This is a genomic window from Xanthomonas sp. SI (assembly GCF_014236855.1).
GTDB lineage: Bacteria > Pseudomonadota > Gammaproteobacteria > Xanthomonadales > Xanthomonadaceae > Xanthomonas_A.
In genome coordinates, this window is record NZ_CP051261.1 from 3,549,291 (window position 1) to 3,566,256 (window position 16,966).

Consider the following 16,966-nt stretch of genomic DNA (forward strand, 5'->3'; position numbering starts at 1 on the left):
TCCCGGCAGCGCCACACCTGCCATCCGTTGCCTCCCCGGCTTCGCGTGCAGGTGCTAGTGTGCGCGGCTCCCCGTTTCCGTCCGTGCAGGCCTGCGATGCCCAAGTCCGCCGCGCTCACCGAAGGCCCGATCGGCCGGCAGTTGCTGCTGTTCGCGCTGCCGATCCTGGCTGGCAACATCGCGCAGTCGCTGAACGGGTCGGTCAATGCGATCTGGGTGGGCCGCTACCTCGGCGAGGCGGCGCTGACCGCGGCGGCCAACGCCAACAGCATCATGTTCTTCCTGATCGGCTCGGTGTTCGGCATCGGCATGGCCGCCACCATCCTGATCGGCCAGGCGATGGGCCGCGGCGACGTGGTCCAGGCGCGGCGGGTGATGGGCACCAGCGCCACGTTCTTCATCGGCATCTCGGTGCTGATCGCGGCCTGCGGCTGGTGGCTGGCGCGGCACCTGCTGGCGGCGATGGGCACGCCCGCCGCCTCGCTGCCGTTGGCCGAGGCCTATCTGCGGGTGATCTTCCTGGCGATGCCGCTGCTGTACGCGTTCGCGTTCCTGTCGGCGGCGCTGCGCGGCACCGGCGACTCGCGCACCCCGTTCCGCTTCCTGCTGCTGTCGGTGGCGCTGGACATCGGCTTCAATCCGCTGCTGCTGTTCGGGCTGGGGCCGTTCCCGAAGCTGGGCATCGCCGGCGCCGCCTGGGCCACGCTGATCGCCCAGGCCATCGCCCTGAGCGGCCTGCTGCTGTACCTGCGGCACAAGCGCCATGTGCTGTGGCTGGGCCGGCAGGACGCGCGGCTGTTCCGCATCGACCCGACGATCCTGCGCGCGCTGGTGGTCAAGGGCGTGCCGATGGGCCTGCAGATGGTGCTGATCTCGCTGGCGATGATCGTGATGATCTCGATGGTCAACGGCTACGGCACCGATACCTCGGCCGCCTACGGCGCGGCGATGCAGCTGTGGACCTACGTGCAGATGCCGGCGATGGCGATCGGCGCGGCCTGCTCGTCGATGGCCGCGCAGAACGTCGGCGCGCAGCGCTGGGACCGGGTTGCGGCGGCTGCGCGGCAGGGCGTGCTGTTCAACTTCCTGCTGACCGGCGCGCTGATCGCGCCGCTGATCCTGCTCGACCGCTGGACCCTGGCGCTGTTCCTGCCGCCGCACAGCGCGGCGCTGGAGATCGCGCGCCATCTCAACCACATCGCGGTGTGGTCGTTCCTGTTCTTCGGCGTGACCTTCGTGATCTCCGGCGTGGTCCGCGCCACCGGCGCGGTGCTGCCGCCGCTGCTGATCCTGGCGCTGGCGCTGTGGGGCGTCCGCGTGCCGTTCGCGCAGCTGCTGCAGCCGCAGTTCGGCGCCGATGCGGTGTGGTGGAGCTTCCCGACCAGCTCGATCTGCTCGATGGCCTTGTCGCTGGCCTATTACCGCTGGGGCAACTGGCGCAAGGCGCAGATGCTGAGCCAGCCGCGCCCGGAGGAAATGGCTCATCCGGCGGAAGTGCCGGCGCAGCCGCCGGCCGCGGTCGCGGATGTGTCGATCGTGCAGGATCCGGCGCGCTGAGCGCCCGCGTTTCGATCGAGGCGATCGCCTGTGGGAGCGGCCTCGATGGCGATGGGTTTCCCGGGAAGTCGCGTTGCGACTGAAGTCGCTCCCGCATAGTCTGCGACGACTCCGGGAAAGCGCTCTCGCTTCGCTTCGGCCGAAACGGCATCGAAGGAACGCGGTCGGCGCTGGAGCACCCGACGCTCTAGCCACGCGGATGGTCCGCGGCTTCGCCCGGTCGCGGTTGAAACCGCTCCTACAGGGACTCGCGGCGAACTGCCTGGGTGCACTGTAGGAGGGGCTTCAGCCCCGACCGGAACCTCCAGCCACGTCATGCCCAGCGCAAGCACGTCATATCGAGCGCAACGGCGCAGACGCCACGAAATCACCGCATCCGGCCCCACAAACGCAAACGGCCGCCCGAAGGCGGCCGTTGCGGCAGCGACCGAAGTCGCTGGGGGGATTACTCGGCCTTGGCGGCGGCCGCAGCGGCCTGACGCGCGACCTTGGCCTGCGCAGCGGCGGCCAGATCTTCCTTGATGCGGGCGGCCTTGCCTTCCAGGCCACGCAGGTAGTACAGCTTGCCGGCGCGGACCTTGCCGCGGCGCTTCACTTCGACCGAGTCAATGATGGCGCTGTGGCTCTGGAACACGCGCTCCACGCCGAAGCCGTGGGAGATCTTGCGCACGGTGAACGAGGAGTTCAGGCCGGCGTTCTTGGTACCGATCACCACGCCTTCGTAGGCCTGGACGCGCTCGCGGTTGCCTTCCTTCACCTTGACGTTGACGACGATGGTGTCGCCCTGGTTGAACTCCGGCAGCTTGCGCTGGATCTGGGCGGCTTCGAAGTCGGCCAGGATGGTCTTGTTGAGCTTGCTCATGGTGGGCACCGCTTGTGTCTGGTGAGGTGGTCCGGCAGTCGCCGCACGGCGATTGCGCGATATACGGATGGGCCAAGCGCAGATGGCTAGGCCGGAAAGCCGGGCATTTTAACCCAGTCGCGCCGTCATGGCTAGGGCTTGGATGGATTTTCCTGCACGGGGGCCGGATCGGCCTGCAGGCCCTGGCGGAATTCCTCCAGCAGGCGGCGGTCGGCCGCGCTCAGCGCCGCCTCGTCCAGCAGGTCCGGGCGCCGCAGCCAGGTCCGACCCAGCGCCTGCATGCGCCGCCAGCGCGCGATCGCGGCATGGTTGCCGGAGCGCAGGATGGCCGGCACCTCGCCCAGCGCGTGCTCGCGCGGATGGGTGTAGTGCGGGCAGTCGAGCAGGCCGTCCGGGCCTTCAAAACTGTCCTGTGCGGCGGACTCGGCATCGTTCAGCGCGCCCTCCTGCAGCCGGGTGACCGCATCGACCAGCACTGCCGCGGCCAGTTCGCCGCCGGACAGCACGTAGTCGCCGATCGAGATCTCCTCGTCCACCGCGGCGGCGACGAAGCGCTCGTCCACGCCTTCGTAGCGCCCGCACAGCAGCACCAGCCGCGGCAAGGCAGCCAGCTGGCGGGCCTTGGCCTGGGTCAGCGGCGCGCCCTGCGGGCTCAGGTAGATCACCGGCGCCGGTTGCGGGTCGGCTTCGCGCACCGCCTGCAGGCAGGCCTGCAGCGGCTCGATCATCATCACCATGCCCGGACCGCCGCCGAACGGGCGGTCGTCCACCTTGCGGTAGCCGCCCGTGGCGTAGTCGCGCGGGTTCCAGCCGTGCAGCGCCAGCAGCGCGCGCTCCTGCGCACGCCCGACCACGCCGAACGCGGCGCACTGGGCGACGAACTCGGGGAACAGGCTGATGACGTCGATGCGCATGGGGCGGGGATTGGGGAGTCGGGATTGGGGATTGGTCAGAGCAACGGCCACAGCAGGCGCATGCGCGCCTGCCTCGCTCAGAACTCGGGGTCCCAGTCGACCACGATCAGGTTGGCGTCGAAATCCACCGACTTGACGTAGTCCGGCTGCACGAACGGCAGCAGCCGCTCGCGGTCGCCGCGCACCACCAGCACGTCGTTGGCGCCGTTGGAGAACAGGTGCGAGACCTGGCCCAGGGCCACGCCGTCGACGGTGCGCACGTCCAGGCCTTCCAGGTCCACCCAGTAGTATTCGTCGGGCTTGGGCGGCGGCAGTGTGTCGCGCGCCACGTAGATCTCGGTGCCGCGCAGCGCCTCGACCGCATCGCGATCGGTGACGTCGGGCAAGGTGACCACCAGATGCTTGCTGGATTCGCGGCCGCGCACGCCGCTGAGGCTGCTTTCGCTGCCGTCGGGCTTGCGCACGATCCAGGGCTGGTAGCGAAAAATGGCGAGGCGCGGCTCGGTCCACGACTCGAGCTTGGCCTCGCCACGTACGCCGAAGGCGCCCAGGATCCTGCCCAGCAGGATACGGCGCTGGCTGTCTTTCATAGGTGCAAAAACCGAAAGGGCCGCGCCAGGCGCGGCCCGCAGGATCAGGCCGCGGTGGCCTGGGCCTTCGCTTCGCGGTACAGGTTGCGCACCTTGTCGGTCAGCTGCGCGCCGTTGGACACCCAATGGTCCACGCGCGGCAGGTCGAGCACGATACGCGGCTCGGCGCCCTGCGCGACCGGGTTGTAGTAGCCCAGGCGCTCGATGTTGCGGCCGTCGCGCGCGCTGCGCACGTCGGTGACGATGATGTGGTAGAAGGGGCGCTTCTTGGCGCCGCCACGGGTAAGGCGAATCTTGACCATGGTGAGTTTCCGGTGTTGCCCAGTCGCCAGGATGGCGCGGTGAGCCGGCGATTATAGCGGGCGCGCGGAACGCTGCCAAGTCGCCCCCGGATCGGTCAGATCGCTTGCCAGGCTTGGGTCTCGACGGCGGCGTTCAGTATTCTCAACAGCTCCGTGGCCGGTCCCAGCGCCTGCCCGTCCACCGCGGCGATGGCCTGCTGGCCGCGCGCGTTGCAGGCGAAGGCGGCGGCACACCCGGCCAGTTCGTGCAGGTGCAGCGGGCGCACCTGCTGGGCGATGCCGAGCGCGGCCAGGCCGGCCTGCAGCAGCCGTTCCTGGGTGCCGCGCAAGGCCGGCGCCTGCGGCCATACCACGCCGCCCTGCCCGTCCCAGGCGCCCAGGTTCCAGGTCGAGCCCTCGGCGATCAGGCCCTGCGCATCGACGAACAGCGCGTCGTCGTAGCCGGCCTGGAGCGCCAGCCGGCGCTGGTGGAACAAGGCGAAGGTGCCGGCGTGCTTGATCTGCGACAGTTCGCGCGCGAACACCGCGCTGCGCAGCCGCAAGGGCGTGGCGTCCGCCTGCGCGGGCGCGGCCAGCGACACCAGCAGTTGCGGTGTGCAGGCCGCATCGGCGCGGCGGAAATCAAAGTCGCGGGCGAACACGCTGACGCGCAGCGACGCATCGCCGCTGCCGAATGCCTGCAGCGCCGCGCGCAACTCGGCGCGGATCCGATCGGCCGCCAGTTCGCTGCCGAACAGCGTGCGGGTGGCCTCATCGAGCCGCCGCAGGTGCAGGTCGAAGCCGCGCACTGCGCCGTCGCGCACCTGCATCGTGCTGAAGTGGCCGTAGTTGACCAGCGCCGGCGCGGCCAAGACGTCCGCGCTCGCCGGCCGCCCTTCGCAGAACAGCGCGACGCTCACAGCAGCGCCTGCGCTTGGTCCCACCAGCTGTCGAGCAGCGTCGCCGCCGGCTGCGCCGGCGCCATCCACGCCGACTGCCCGGCCCAGGCCTGCATCGCTGCCAGGCGGCCTTCGCGCACCGCGACCTGGCGCATCGGCGCGGTCAGCCCGCGCTGCACCGGGTAGGGTCGCGGCGGGGGCGCTGTCGACTCGGCCGCGGCACGCACGTAGTCGGTGGCCAGCGCACGGCCAAGGCGACCGGAAAACGCACGGGTCGGCACCGTCTGTTCCGGCTCGGCGCGCGCCAGCGCCTCGGCCCAGGCTGGCGCCAGCGCCGCCTCCGGGGTGCGCAGGAAGGCAGTGCCGATCTGCACGGCGCTGGCCCCTAGGGTCAGCGCCGCAGCGATGCCACGGCCATCGCCGATGCCGCCGGCGGCGATCACCGGCACGTCCAAGTGATCGGCCAGCCGCGGCAGCAGCGCGAACAGCCCGGTCAGCTGCTGCTCGGCGCGCGACGCATCGAAGGCGCCGCGGTGGCCGCCGGCCTCCGCGCCCTGCGCGACCACCGCATCGGCACCTGCCGCCTGCGCCGCCAGCGCCTCGTCCAGCGTGGTGGCGCAGGCGAACCAGGCGATGCCGGCCCGCTTCAGTTGCGCGACGAAGGCCGGTGGGAACAGGCCCATGATCGAGGACGCCACCGCCGGACGCGCGTCCAGCAACGCGGCGCATTGCGCGTCGAAATCGGCTGGACCGGCATCGCCGGCGGCCGCCTCCACCGGCGGCCCCCACTGCGCAAGGAACGCGCGCGTGGCGGCCTCGGCCGCGGCATCGCGCAGCGGCGGCGGATCGGGGACCCACAGGTTGACCTGCGCCGGTCCATCGGTGTCGCGCCGAAACGCGTCCATCCAGGTGCCGATATCCGCGACCGAGGACAGCACCGCGCCCATCGCGCCCATGCCGCCGGCCTGCGCGACCGCCACCGACAACGGCACCGGGCAGGCGCCGGCCATCGGTGCCAGCAGGATCGGTGCGCGCAGGCCGAAGCGGGTGCAGAACGCGGTGACGCGGTGTTGCAGCGAATCGTTCATGGCGGGTCGATACTGCGCGTGGCGGATGGCGCAGCGGATGATATCGCCAGTTTCGGCGCAGCGGCTGCGGGGTGCAGCAGGCACTGGATGCGAGGAATGAGGCTGCATTGGATTGGATGGCGAGGTGGCTTCGCCCCTACCCTCACCCCTCTCCCGGGGGAGAGGGGCTATGCGCGCTGGGCTGTTCCCTTCTCCCGCCGGGAGAAGGTGGCCCGCAGGGCCGGATGAGGGTAAGGGCGAAGCCTCATGTTCTTCGAATCAACGAGACGCTTTCGCGCCGGATCCTCCGAGGTGGCTTTCGCTCCGACCCTCGCCCTGGTCCCTCTATGCATGGCGAAGTGGCTTCGCCCCTACCCTCACCCCAACCCCTCTCCCGGGGGGAGAGGGGCTTGCGCATGTGGCGTCCTTGCGAGGTCGCCGTTACGGACGCTCAGCGGAACGGCAGGCCGCCGCGGCCGCCCATGCCACCCATCATGCCCTTCATGCCGCGCATCAGGCCCTTCATGCCGCCGCCGGCCATCTTCGACATCATCTTTTCCATCTGCTGGTACTGCTTCATCAGCTTGTTGACGTCGGCCGGCTGGGTGCCGGAACCGCGCGCGATGCGGGCGCGGCGCGAGCCGTTGAGCAGGGTCGGATTGCGCCGTTCCTTCTTGGTCATCGAACCGATGATCGCGATCATCCGCGGCACGTCCTTGTTGCCGGCGACCTGCTGCTTGAGGTGCTCGGGGATCTGGCCCATGCCCGGCAGCTTGTCCATCAGCCCGGAAATGCCGCCCATGTTCTGCATCTGCTCGAGCTGGTCGCGCATGTCGTTGAGGTCGAACTTCTTGCCCTTGGCGACCTTCTCGGCCAGCTTCTGCGCCTTGTCCTTGTCGACCTGGTGCTCGACCTGCTCGACCAGCGACAGCACGTCGCCCATGTCCAGGATGCGGCTGGCCAGGCGGTCGGGATGGAACACGTCCAGGCCGTCGGGCTTCTCGCCCACGCCGATGAACTTGATCGGCTTGCCGGTGATGTAGCGCACGCTCAGCGCGGCGCCGCCGCGGGCGTCGCCGTCGGTCTTGGTCAGCACCACGCCGGTCAGCGGCAGCGCTTCGCTGAACGCCTTGGCGGTGTTGGCCGCGTCCTGGCCGGTCATCGCATCGACCACGAACAGGGTTTCGGCCGGGTTGATCGCGGCGTGCAGCGCCTTGATCTCGGTCATCATCGCCGCGTCGATGGCGAGGCGGCCGGCGGTGTCGACCAGCAGCACGTCGACGAAGGACTTGCGCGCGTCGGCGATCGCGGCGCGGACGATGTCCACCGGCTGCTGCGAGGCCTCGGACGGGAAGAACAGCACCCCGACCTGCTCGGCCAGGGTCTTGAGCTGCTCGATCGCGGCCGGACGGTAGACGTCGGCCGAGACCACCATCACCTTCTTCTTGCGCTTTTCCTTCAGGTGCTTGGCCAGCTTGCCGACCGTGGTGGTCTTGCCCGCGCCCTGCAGGCCGGCCATCAGCACGATCGCCGGCGCCGGCACGTTGAGGTTGAGGTCGCTGGCGGCCGAGCCCATCACCGTGGTCAGCTCGTCGCGCACGACCTTGATCAGCGCCTGGCCCGGGGTCAGGCTCTTGAGCACTTCCTGGCCGACCGCGCGCACCTTGATGCGCTCGATCAGGGCCTGCACCACCGGCAGCGCGACGTCGGCCTCGAGCAGCGCGATGCGCACTTCGCGGGTGGCTTCGCGGATGTTCTCCTCGGTCAGGCGGCCGCGGCCGCGCAGGCGCTGCATGGTGCCGGAGAGGCGTTGGGTGAGGGATTCGAACATGCGGGCGGGTCGCAGACGGGAAACGGTCGTCGATTATAGCCGCGCCGGCTGGCGATCCCGGAGCCGGCCCCGGCCCGGGTCCGAAGCCGCATCGACAGGCCGGCGTCCGCCCTGGCGCCGCTGCCTGCCGGCTTGCTCCCGGTGCCGCCGATGCCGCAGCCGCATGGCGTGCTGTCGTGGGCGCGGCGCGAAAGGGCGCGTCCGATCGACCGGGCCGCTGCCACGAGCGCAGGCCCGATATGCGAAACTGGCGCGATGTTCTTCATCCTCGTCGCGACCCTGCTGTACCTCACCGCCACCGGCCTGCTGGTCGGCTCGGTGGTGCGCGACCGGGTCGAGCGCAGCCGCGCCTGGCTGTGGGCGGCGCTGCCGGCGGTGGCGCTGCATGCGGGCTACCACGTGCAGGTGGCGCTGCACACCGCCGGCGGGCCGGACATGCACTTCTTCGCCGCGCTGTCGCTGGTCAGCCTGGGCATGGCGCTGATGACTGCGCTGGTCGGCGCCAGCGGGCGCATGGCGGCGCTGGGCGTGGTGGTGTTCCCGCTGTCGGCGGCGCTGCTGCTGGCCTACCACTCGCACGGCCACGAGCCGGCGCCGGTGCTGGACTGGCGGCTGCAGCTGCACGCGTGGATGGCGCTGCTGGCCTATGCCACGCTGGGCATCGCCGCGCTGCTGGCGGTGATGCTGTGGCTGCAGGAGCGCGCGCTGCGCCGTCGCGACTTCCACCCGTGGCTGCGCGCGCTGCCGCCGCTGACCGCGCTGGAGACGCTGCTGTTTCGCACCATCGTGGTCGGCTTCATCCTGCTGACCCTGACCCTGCTGACCGGGGTGCTGTTCGTGCAGGATTTCCTGGCGCAGCGGCTGGTGCAGAAGACCGTGCTCAGCGTGCTGTCGTGGATCGTGTTCGGCGCGCTGCTGTTCGGCCGCTGGCGCTACGGCTGGCGCGGGATCAAGGCGGTGCACTGGACCCTGGCGGCGATGCTGTTGCTGCTGCTGGCGTTCTTCGGCAGCAAGTTCGTCATCGAACTGGTGCTGGGGCATCCGCAGTAGCGGTTGTAAGTTGGCATCTGGGATGTCAATGCATCTTCTGTAGGAGCGGCTTCAGCCGCGACCCGGCACCGAGAAAATACCGGCTGCGGAAACGATCTGTCGCGGCTGAAGCCGCTCCTACAGGAAGCGCGATCGCTGCTGGCAGCGATCCGCATCACACTTCAATCGGCCAATGCCGCCTCTACTGTGGCCCAATCGGCATTCGCGCCGACCTCGGCGAAGCGGTATTCGATGCGGTGCCGGTAGACCTGGCCGGGACGCAGGATGGTGTCGGGAAAGCCCGGCTGGTTCGGCGCATCCGGATAGCCCTGCGGCTCCAGGCACACGCCGCGGCCCAGGCCCGGATGCTGGCGGTCCAGCCAGTGCCCTTCGTACAGTTGCAACGCCGGCATCGCGCTGGCGATGCGCATGGCCACGCCGCTGTGCGGCGAATACAGGATGGCGCTGCAGTCGCGCGGATCGGCCAGCACCAGGCAGTGGTCGTAGCCGCCGCTCAGGCGTAGCTGCGGATCGGCCGCGCCGTCCTTGTCGCCAATCGCGCGCGGGCTGCGGAAATCGAACGGCGTGCCGGCCACGGCGGCGACCTCGCCGGTCGGCAGCAACGCCGCGTCGGCCACCGGCAGGTAGCGGTCGGCCGGTACCCGCAGCCACTGCGCGGCGGCCGCCACGCCGGCATCGCCGGCCAGGTTGAAGTACGGATGATGGGTGAGATTGAGCGGGGTCGGCGCATCGGTCTGCGCAGCGAACTCCAGTTCCAGGGTGCGCCCGTGCACCTTGAACTCGGCGCTGACCTGCACGTTGCCCGGATAGCCTTCCTCGCCGGCCGGCGAGTCGTAGCGCAGTTGCAGGCCGCGCTCGGACTGCGCCTGCACCGACCACACCCGGCGCCCGAATCCGCACGCGCCGCCATGCAGATGATTGGCGCCTTCGTTGGCGGTGACCGCGTAGCGCTGCCCGTCCACGCTGAATGCCGAGCCGGCGATGCGATTGCCGAAGCGGCCGACCAGCACGCCGAGATACGCCGGGTCGTGCAGGTATGCGTCCAGCGTCGGCAGCCCGAGGACCAGCTCGGTGCGGCCGCGCGCGGTGTCCAGGCTGAGGCTACGCAGCAGGCCGCCGTAGGTCAGCACTTCCGCGCGCAAGCCGGCGCCGCTGTCCAGGAGCACACGTTGGATGGCGGTACCGTCGGGAAGCTGGCCGAAGATCGATGACATGCGGGGTCCTTGTTGGGCGCGTGCGGAGTCCACGCGTGCCGCGCAGCATAACCAGCGCGGCCGCTCGCAAGCCATCGCCGCGCGCGTTGGTGCATCGATGCACCACGTCGCGCACTTGCAGCTGCGATCGCGCGCCACCGCCAGGCGCGTGCGATGCCGCAGTCCACGCATGCGATCTGCGGCATCGCATCATTGCAATCCCCATATCGCTACGCCGATTTAAATCATTGGTCCGCTATAGGTCGCTCGCCTATCCTCGATGCGCGCATCGGGGAGCGCATCGGCAATGCACGACGCCGAACAGCCGCACCAGCAATGCGAATCGGCTATAGCAGCGAGGATTTAAGTGATTGGTCGCAACCTGCCGGCCTGCCTATGCTCGAACCGCGGCCGGGGACCCGCTGCCGTGCCGCCGCACCGTCACCGGTCACAAGGATTGCGATCTGCACCGATACCTCCGCCATCGTGCCGCGCCCTGCCAGCAGCCACCGTCGTTGTTCGCTACGCGTACGCCAGGCCCCGTCGTCCCACTGCATGCGCCGCACGCGGCGAGTGCCGCCCCTCACCGACAAGGCGTCCTTGCGGGGAACCGCCGCCCCATCCATCCAGGAGACCCACGATGCTCTCGACCCGCTCACTGAAGAACGCCGCACTCCGCTGGCGGCGACGCCTGCCGCTGGCCGCCGCGGCGGCCGCGCTGACATTCGGCGCCGGCCTGGCGCAGGCCGCCGACGTCGCGGTGCGCGGCACGCTGCATGCCGACCAGCCGGGTGCGCAGGTCTCGCGCAACCTGTTCGGCCAGTTCGCCGAACACCTGGGCAACGGCATCTACGGCGGCGTGTGGGTCGGGCCGGATTCGAAGATCCCCAACACCCGCGGCTACCGCAACGACGTGGTCGCGGCGCTGAAGGCGCTGGACGTGCCCAACATCCGCTGGCCCGGCGGCTGCTTCGCCGACGAATACCACTGGCGCGACGGCATCGGCCCGCGCGCCAAGCGCCCGACCAGCATCAACACGCACTGGGGCGGCGTCGAGGAACCGAACAGCTTCGGCACCCATGAGTTCATGGACTTCACCGAGTTGCTCGGCACCCAGGCCTATGTCGCCGGCAACGTCGGCGACGCCGCGCCGGACGAGATGGCGCAATGGGTCGAGTACATGACCGCGCCGACCAAGTCCACGCTGGCCAACCAGCGCCGCAGCAACGGCCGCGAGGCACCGTGGAAGGTGCCGTACTTCGGCGTCGGCAACGAGTTGTGGGGCTGCGGCGGCAACATGCGCGTGGAATACGCCGCCGACGTGTATCGCCGCTACCAGACCTTCGTCAAGGCACCGGCCGATCAGAAGATCATGAAGATCGCGCCCGGCCCCAGCGATGCCGACTACCACTGGACCGAAGTGATGATGCGCGAGGCCACCAAGTACATGGACGGGCTGAGCATGCACTACTACACCATCCCCGGCGGCTGGCCGCCGCGCGCCTCGTCCACCGATTTCGACGAGACCGCGTGGATCGAGACGCTGTCGCGCACGCTGCTGATGGACGAGCTGATCAGCAAGCACAGCGCGATCATGGACAAGTACGACCCGGGCAAGAAGGTCGCGCTGGTGGTGGACGAATGGGGCACCTGGTACAGCGGCCTGCCCAACGTCAACCCGGGCTTCCTGCGCCAGCAGAACACGCTGCGCGACGCGCTGGTGGCCTCGCTCAACCTGGACATCTTCGTCCAGCATGCCGACCGCGTGCGCATGGCCAACATCGCGCAGATGATCAACGTGCTGCAGGCGATGATCCTCACCGACGGCGACAAGATGCTGCTGACCCCGACCTACCACGTGTTCGCGATGTACAAGCCGTACCAGGACGCGACCGCGCTGCCGCTGCAGATCAAGGCGCCCGACTACAAGCACGGCGAGTACACGGTGCCGTCGGTGCACGGTTCGGCGGTCAAGGCGAAGGACGGCCACGTCTACGTGGCGCTGACCAACCTGGACCCGAACCGCGCCGCAGAGGTGGTGGTGAGCGTGGACGGCGTACAGGCCAGCGGCGTCAGCGGACAGATCCTCACCGCGCCGAAGATCACTGCGCTCAACACCTTCGAACAGCCGCAGGCGGTGAAGCCGGCTGCGTTTAGCGGCGCCAGCCTGCAGGGCGGCACGCTGAAGGTGGCGCTGCCGGCCAAGGCGATCGTGATGCTGAAGCTGCAATAGTCGCGGACGCCTTCGCGCCTACCCTCCCGCTGCAGGGCGCGGGCAGGTCGTCCGAACCACGCCGGCGCAGGTCGGCGTGGTTTTTTTATTCCTGCGGCTCCGACAAGCGCGCGAACAGCGAGTCGCCGTCCGGCGAGATCAGGTCGCTGACCGCCCAGCAACCGTTGCCGCGGCGCTGCAGCTCGATCTTCACCGAGCCCGGCTTGGTGGACGAGCCGCCAAGCGCCAGCCGGTAGTCCACCCGCACCTCCAGCACGGTCGCAAGGGAGCCGCCGGACACCAGGGTGAAGCGCGGCGCGCCCTGGATGTCGCCGTCCTGCGCGTTGGTCCATGGATCGTCGCCCATGCGGCAGATCGCCTCGCGCTGGGCGCATGCGATCTCACCCTTGATCGCATGCGCGAAGGACGGCGTCAGCAGCCCGTCCAGATTCTGCGGGCGCCGATAGAAATCGCGCGCCTGGTACAGCCGCTGCGCCACCTGCAGCGGCGTCGCGCACGGCGGCGCCTGCGCCGCGGCGAGCGCAGGCAGGAAGGCAAGGATGGCAACGAGTCGACGCATGCGCGGCTCCGGTATCGGGGGCGCCTATGAAGCCCGGATCGCGGCGTGCGCGCAAGCGCCGGGCAAAAAAAGAGGAGCCGGCGAACCGGCTCCTCGACCTCGTACAGCAGCTCTCGCAAGCGGGCGATCTACGCCGCCCTGACCGCCTCGTAGCCGTCGAAGGTCATGCTCGCCGACGCGCGGCCCTGGGTCAGCGAGCGCAACGCGGTGGTGTAGGCCTGCAGTTGCGCCAGCGGCGCGTGCGCGACCACGTCGGCACGCGCACCGCGCTCGGCGATCGCCACGACGCGTCCTTCGCGCCGCTGCAGATCGCCGAGCACGTCGCCGACGCTGGCGGCCGGGGTGTCGATCGCCAACGCCATCACCGGCTCCAGCAGCAGCGTGCCGGCCTGCGCCAGCGCCGCCTTCACCGCTTCCGACGCCGCACGCTGGAACGCCATGTCCGACGAATCCACCGCATGCGCCTGGCCATCGACCAGCACCACCTCCACGCCCACCACCGGGTAGCCGCGCGGACCTTGCGCCAGCGCCGCGCGCACGCCCTTCTCGGTCGCGGCGACGAACGCCTTCGGCACCACGCCGCCGCGGCTGCGGTCGGCGAAAACGACCTCCCCGTCCGTGCGCGGCACCAGGTCCAGCACCACCTGCGCAAACTGGCCATGGCCGCCGTTCTGCTTGGACAGCCGCCCGACCACGCCCAGCGCCGCGGCGCGCAGCGTTTCCTGGTAGGCCACGCGCGGCGCGCCGGTACGCACATCCACCTGCCACTCGCTGCGCAGACGCTCCACCATCACCTCCAGGTGCAGCTCGCCCATGCCCCAGACCAGGGTTTCGCCGGTCTCGGCATCGCTGTCGACGCGGAACGAGGGATCTTCCTGCGCCAGCCGCGCCAGTCCCTGCCCCATCCGCACCAGCTCCGCGGCATTGGCCGCGCCCAGCCGCCACGCCAGCACCGGCGGTTGCGTACGGATGCTTTCCAGCACCCAGCGCGCGTCGCCGCCGCTGAGCGTCTCGCCGCTGGCCGCGTCCTTCCAGCCGAGGATGGCCACGATCTCGCCGGCGCAGGCCTGCGCCACGTCGTGGGTGCGCTGCGCCTGCACCACCGCCAGCCGCCCGACCCGTCGCAAGCGCCGCGCCTGCGACGTCCACACCATGTCGCCGACGCGCAAGGTGCCCGCATACACGCGCACGAAGGCCAGCGGCCCCTGCGCGGTATGCGCGACCTTGAACACCAGCGCCGCCAACGGGCCGGACGGATCCGGCGCCAGTTGCGCGGCGAGCGCCATGCCGGTGCCGCCGACGTCGTCCGCGTCGCGCGTCGCCGGCACCGGCGGGCGGTCCAGCGGCGACGGCAGCCAGTCGACGATCGCGTCCAGCAACGGCTCGATGCCCTTGCTCTTGAACGCCGAGCCGGCCAGCACCGGCACGCCGGCGCCGGCCAGGGTGGCGCGGCGCAACGCGGCGCGCAGCGTGTCGTCGTCGATCGTCCGCTCTTCCAGATAGGCCTGCGCCAGCGCGTCGTCGTGCTCGGCCACCGCGGCGACCAGCCGTTCGCGTGCCTCGGCGAACGCAGCGGCATCGTCCGGGTTCCATGCGCGCGCGGCCATGCGCCCGTCGCCGTCCCATGCGAGCACGCGGCGGCCGACCAGATCGACCCAGCCGTCGAAGCCGGAATCGCCCGGCAGCGGCACGCCGACCGCCCACACCGTGGCGTCGAGCTCGCTGCGCAGCTGCGCCAGCACGCCATCGAACGAAGCGCCGGCGCGGTCCATCTTGTTGACGAACGCGACCAGCGGCACGCCGTGCCGGCGCGCCTGGCGCCACACGGTTTCCGATTGCGGCTGCACGCCGTCGACCGCGGAGAACACCGCGACCGCGCCGTCGAGCACGCGCAGCGAGCGTTCCACCTCGATCGCGAAATCGATGTGCCCGGGGGTGTCGATCAGGGTGAGCCGATGCGCCGGCTGCCCGCGCGGCGCCCACTGCGCCTGCACCGCGGCCGCGCCGATGGTGATGCCGCGGGCGCGTTCGATATCGGAGAAGTCGGTGGTGGCGGCGCCGTCGTGGACTTCGCCGACGCGATGGATCGCGCCGGTGGCCCACAGCAGGCGTTCGGTGAGGGTGGTCTTGCCGGCGTCGATGTGAGCGATGATGCCGAGGTTGCGCCAGCGGGAAAGGATTTGGGTGTTCATGAGATGGGTTCCGCATTGCCAACACTGGGGAAGCCGCATGCCCCGGTTGGCGACTGGGCATGCGGCTAGGTTTTCGGTTCGGCGGCGTAGTGCATGGCACGTTCTCCTTCGCGTTTCGGAGGTGGGACAGCTGGAAAAAAGGCAATAAAAAAGCACCCATCGGGTGCTTGTCTGCGGCGGATCGGCGGCGGCGGAGCGCTACGGCTCGGCTCGGTCCATCCCGTCAGGCAGGCGCACCCGGCCTGCGCTGATGCGCAGGGCGTCGGTCGGCAATATCAGCAGCGGTGCGTGCGGCATGGGAGGGCGGGCGATACGGTGTGATGAGGGCGCAAGTCTGGACCTGCGCCGCAGGCGGGTCAATCCATTCGGCACCACGCCGCTGGAACAGTCCGGCGCGGCGCGTGCAACGACGCGCCCGGGCCGCTTGCCAGCGTTATCGCGGAAGCGGACGCAAAGGAGTTGCGGACGCTCATTCCCCCTCTTGGCAGAAAATGAAGGAAGATCGACCTTTGAGCCACGCGTGAATCCCGAGAGAGTGGGATCCCAACCACACCGGATTCCACCATGTCGCAACGTCCCCGCTTCCTCTCCCGCATCGCCCTTGTCAGCGTCGCCGGCCTCTTCGCGGTGTGTGGGTCGGTTGCCGCCGCCGGTTCTGCGGCGACAGCGCAGCCAGCGAATGCCCAGGTGACGGGCTTGCCGATCATCCACGTCCGCAAGCATCCGGATGCGCTACCCGTGGTCGTCGTGGTCGCCCAGGACAAGACCGTGCTGTCGGACTTCGTCGTGCCATACGGCGTACTCGCGCAATCCGGCGCGGCAAAGGTGATCGCCCTGAACATGACCGACCGCCCATTGAAGGCTGGCCCGCTCACGCTGTTGCCCGACATGACCGTCGCCGCGTTCGACGAGGCCTACCCCGATGGGGCCGACTACGTGATCGTACCGGCGACGGCGGACAAGCATGCCGAGGAAACGACCTGGTTGCGGGCGCAACGCGCGCACGGCGCCGCGTTGGTGTCGATTTGCGACGGCGTCGAGCTGCTGGCGGAGATCGGCGCACTCGACGGTCGCCGCGCCACGGGCCACTGGGCTTCGCTGCAGGATCGTCGGAAGCATTACCGGCAGGTCACCTGGCTGACGAACCTGCGCTATGTGGCCGATGGCGATGTCGCCTCGAGCGCCGGGGTCTCTGCCGCACTGCCGATCAGCCTTGCGCTGGTCCAGACGATCGCGGGGCCGCAAGCGGCGCGCGCGACCGCCGACCGCCTGGGCGTTGCGTCATGGGAAGCCGCGCATGACAGCGACATGTTCAAGGTTCTGCCGACGGACGAAGCAACGCACCGCGCCAACATGCACGTCAAGCACGAAGATGTGGTGGCGATACAGGTGCAAGACGGTGACGATGAGGTGGCGCTGTCGCTGCACGCCGAGGCATGGTCGCGCACGATGCGCAACGAAGTCCGCGCTGTCTCCGACACGGCCGGCCCGGTACGGCTGCGCGGCGGCCTGCGCGTGCAGACACAGGCGACATCGTCCTTGACTGCGGACGTGCGCATCGTAGTGGCCGAGGCTGCCCCTGCCGGCACGGCGCTGCCTGCCGCTTTCGATCTGATCGCCCAGCGCTATGGCAGCGGCACCGCGCGCCTGTCCGCACTCGGCATGGAATATCCATGGGGCGACCTGAAGGCGGCACAGTGACATGCACAGTTCCCTCTCTCGGCGTTATCCAGTCCAG

General features: G+C 69.9%; 14 protein-coding genes. 4 read left to right on the top strand and 10 right to left on the bottom strand.

What is annotated here, in order from left to right; all coding sequences use genetic code 11:
• Window positions 1-96 precede the first annotated feature (96 nt).
• The gene (locus HEP75_RS14815; RefSeq protein WP_185824034.1) at window positions 97-1,557 is read left to right on the top strand and encodes an MATE family efflux transporter; all 1,461 of its coding nucleotides are present in this window, start codon (window positions 97-99) and stop codon (window positions 1,555-1,557) included.
• 445 nt (window positions 1,558-2,002) lie between these two features.
• Here HEP75_RS14815 and rplS read toward each other — a convergent pair whose 3' ends face one another.
• From rplS to ffh, 7 genes are all read right to left on the bottom strand, one after another.
• Complete coding sequence (rplS, locus tag HEP75_RS14820) at window positions 2,003-2,419, bottom strand: 50S ribosomal protein L19 (RefSeq protein ID WP_003470862.1); 417 nt, start codon at window positions 2,417-2,419, stop codon at window positions 2,003-2,005.
• Window positions 2,420-2,550: 131 nt separating this feature from the next.
• The gene (gene trmD / locus HEP75_RS14825; protein WP_179570853.1) at window positions 2,551-3,333 is read right to left on the bottom strand and encodes a tRNA (guanosine(37)-N1)-methyltransferase TrmD; all 783 of its coding nucleotides are present in this window, start codon (window positions 3,331-3,333) and stop codon (window positions 2,551-2,553) included.
• 77 nt (window positions 3,334-3,410) lie between these two features.
• Complete coding sequence (gene rimM / locus HEP75_RS14830; protein WP_185813458.1) at window positions 3,411-3,923, bottom strand: ribosome maturation factor RimM; 513 nt, start codon at window positions 3,921-3,923, stop codon at window positions 3,411-3,413.
• 44 nt (window positions 3,924-3,967) lie between these two features.
• Window positions 3,968-4,225, bottom strand: a complete 258-nt coding sequence (gene rpsP, locus HEP75_RS14835; RefSeq protein WP_046977266.1) for a 30S ribosomal protein S16 — start codon at window positions 4,223-4,225, stop codon at window positions 3,968-3,970.
• A gap of 95 nt (window positions 4,226-4,320) precedes the next feature.
• Window positions 4,321-5,124 carry an aminotransferase class IV family protein gene (locus HEP75_RS14840; RefSeq protein WP_185824035.1) on the bottom strand — a complete coding sequence of 268 codons (804 nt, stop codon included), beginning with the start codon at window positions 5,122-5,124 and terminating at the stop codon, window positions 4,321-4,323.
• Window positions 5,121-6,191 (bottom strand): nitronate monooxygenase, encoded by a 1,071-nt coding sequence (locus tag HEP75_RS14845; RefSeq protein WP_185824036.1) that lies wholly within the window; start codon window positions 6,189-6,191, stop codon window positions 5,121-5,123. Before HEP75_RS14845 ends, HEP75_RS14840 begins: the two co-directional genes overlap by 4 nt.
• 430 nt (window positions 6,192-6,621) lie before the next feature.
• Window positions 6,622-8,001 (bottom strand): signal recognition particle protein, encoded by a 1,380-nt coding sequence (ffh, locus tag HEP75_RS14850; RefSeq protein WP_185824037.1) that lies wholly within the window; start codon window positions 7,999-8,001, stop codon window positions 6,622-6,624.
• A 255-nt stretch (window positions 8,002-8,256) separates the two neighbouring features.
• Between ffh and ccsA the strand changes: the two genes are divergently transcribed.
• A complete protein-coding gene (ccsA, locus tag HEP75_RS14855; RefSeq protein WP_185820630.1) occupies window positions 8,257-9,051 on the top strand; it encodes a cytochrome c biogenesis protein CcsA in 795 nt (264 codons plus the stop codon).
• Window positions 9,052-9,212: 161 nt separating this feature from the next.
• Here the strand turns inward: ccsA and HEP75_RS14860 are convergent, their stop codons facing one another.
• Window positions 9,213-10,265 (bottom strand): aldose epimerase family protein, encoded by a 1,053-nt coding sequence (locus tag HEP75_RS14860; RefSeq protein WP_185824038.1) that lies wholly within the window; start codon window positions 10,263-10,265, stop codon window positions 9,213-9,215.
• 619 nt (window positions 10,266-10,884) lie between these two features.
• Between HEP75_RS14860 and HEP75_RS14865 the strand changes: the two genes are divergently transcribed.
• Window positions 10,885-12,477 (top strand): alpha-L-arabinofuranosidase C-terminal domain-containing protein, encoded by a 1,593-nt coding sequence (locus tag HEP75_RS14865; protein WP_185824039.1) that lies wholly within the window; start codon window positions 10,885-10,887, stop codon window positions 12,475-12,477.
• A gap of 85 nt (window positions 12,478-12,562) precedes the next feature.
• Here HEP75_RS14865 and HEP75_RS14870 read toward each other — a convergent pair whose 3' ends face one another.
• On the bottom strand, window positions 12,563-13,036 hold the full coding sequence (locus HEP75_RS14870) for a hypothetical protein (protein WP_185824040.1): 474 nt from the start codon (window positions 13,034-13,036) through the stop codon (window positions 12,563-12,565).
• Between the two features lie 128 nt (window positions 13,037-13,164).
• Entirely contained in the window at window positions 13,165-15,228 is a 2,064-nt protein-coding gene (gene fusA, locus HEP75_RS14875) for an elongation factor G (RefSeq protein WP_185824041.1), read from the bottom strand.
• Between the two features lie 564 nt (window positions 15,229-15,792).
• On the opposite strand from fusA, the gene HEP75_RS14880 reads away from it, so the two are divergent.
• Window positions 15,793-16,929 (top strand): DJ-1/PfpI family protein, encoded by a 1,137-nt coding sequence (locus HEP75_RS14880; RefSeq protein WP_185824042.1) that lies wholly within the window; start codon window positions 15,793-15,795, stop codon window positions 16,927-16,929.
• Window positions 16,930-16,966 lie beyond the last annotated feature (37 nt).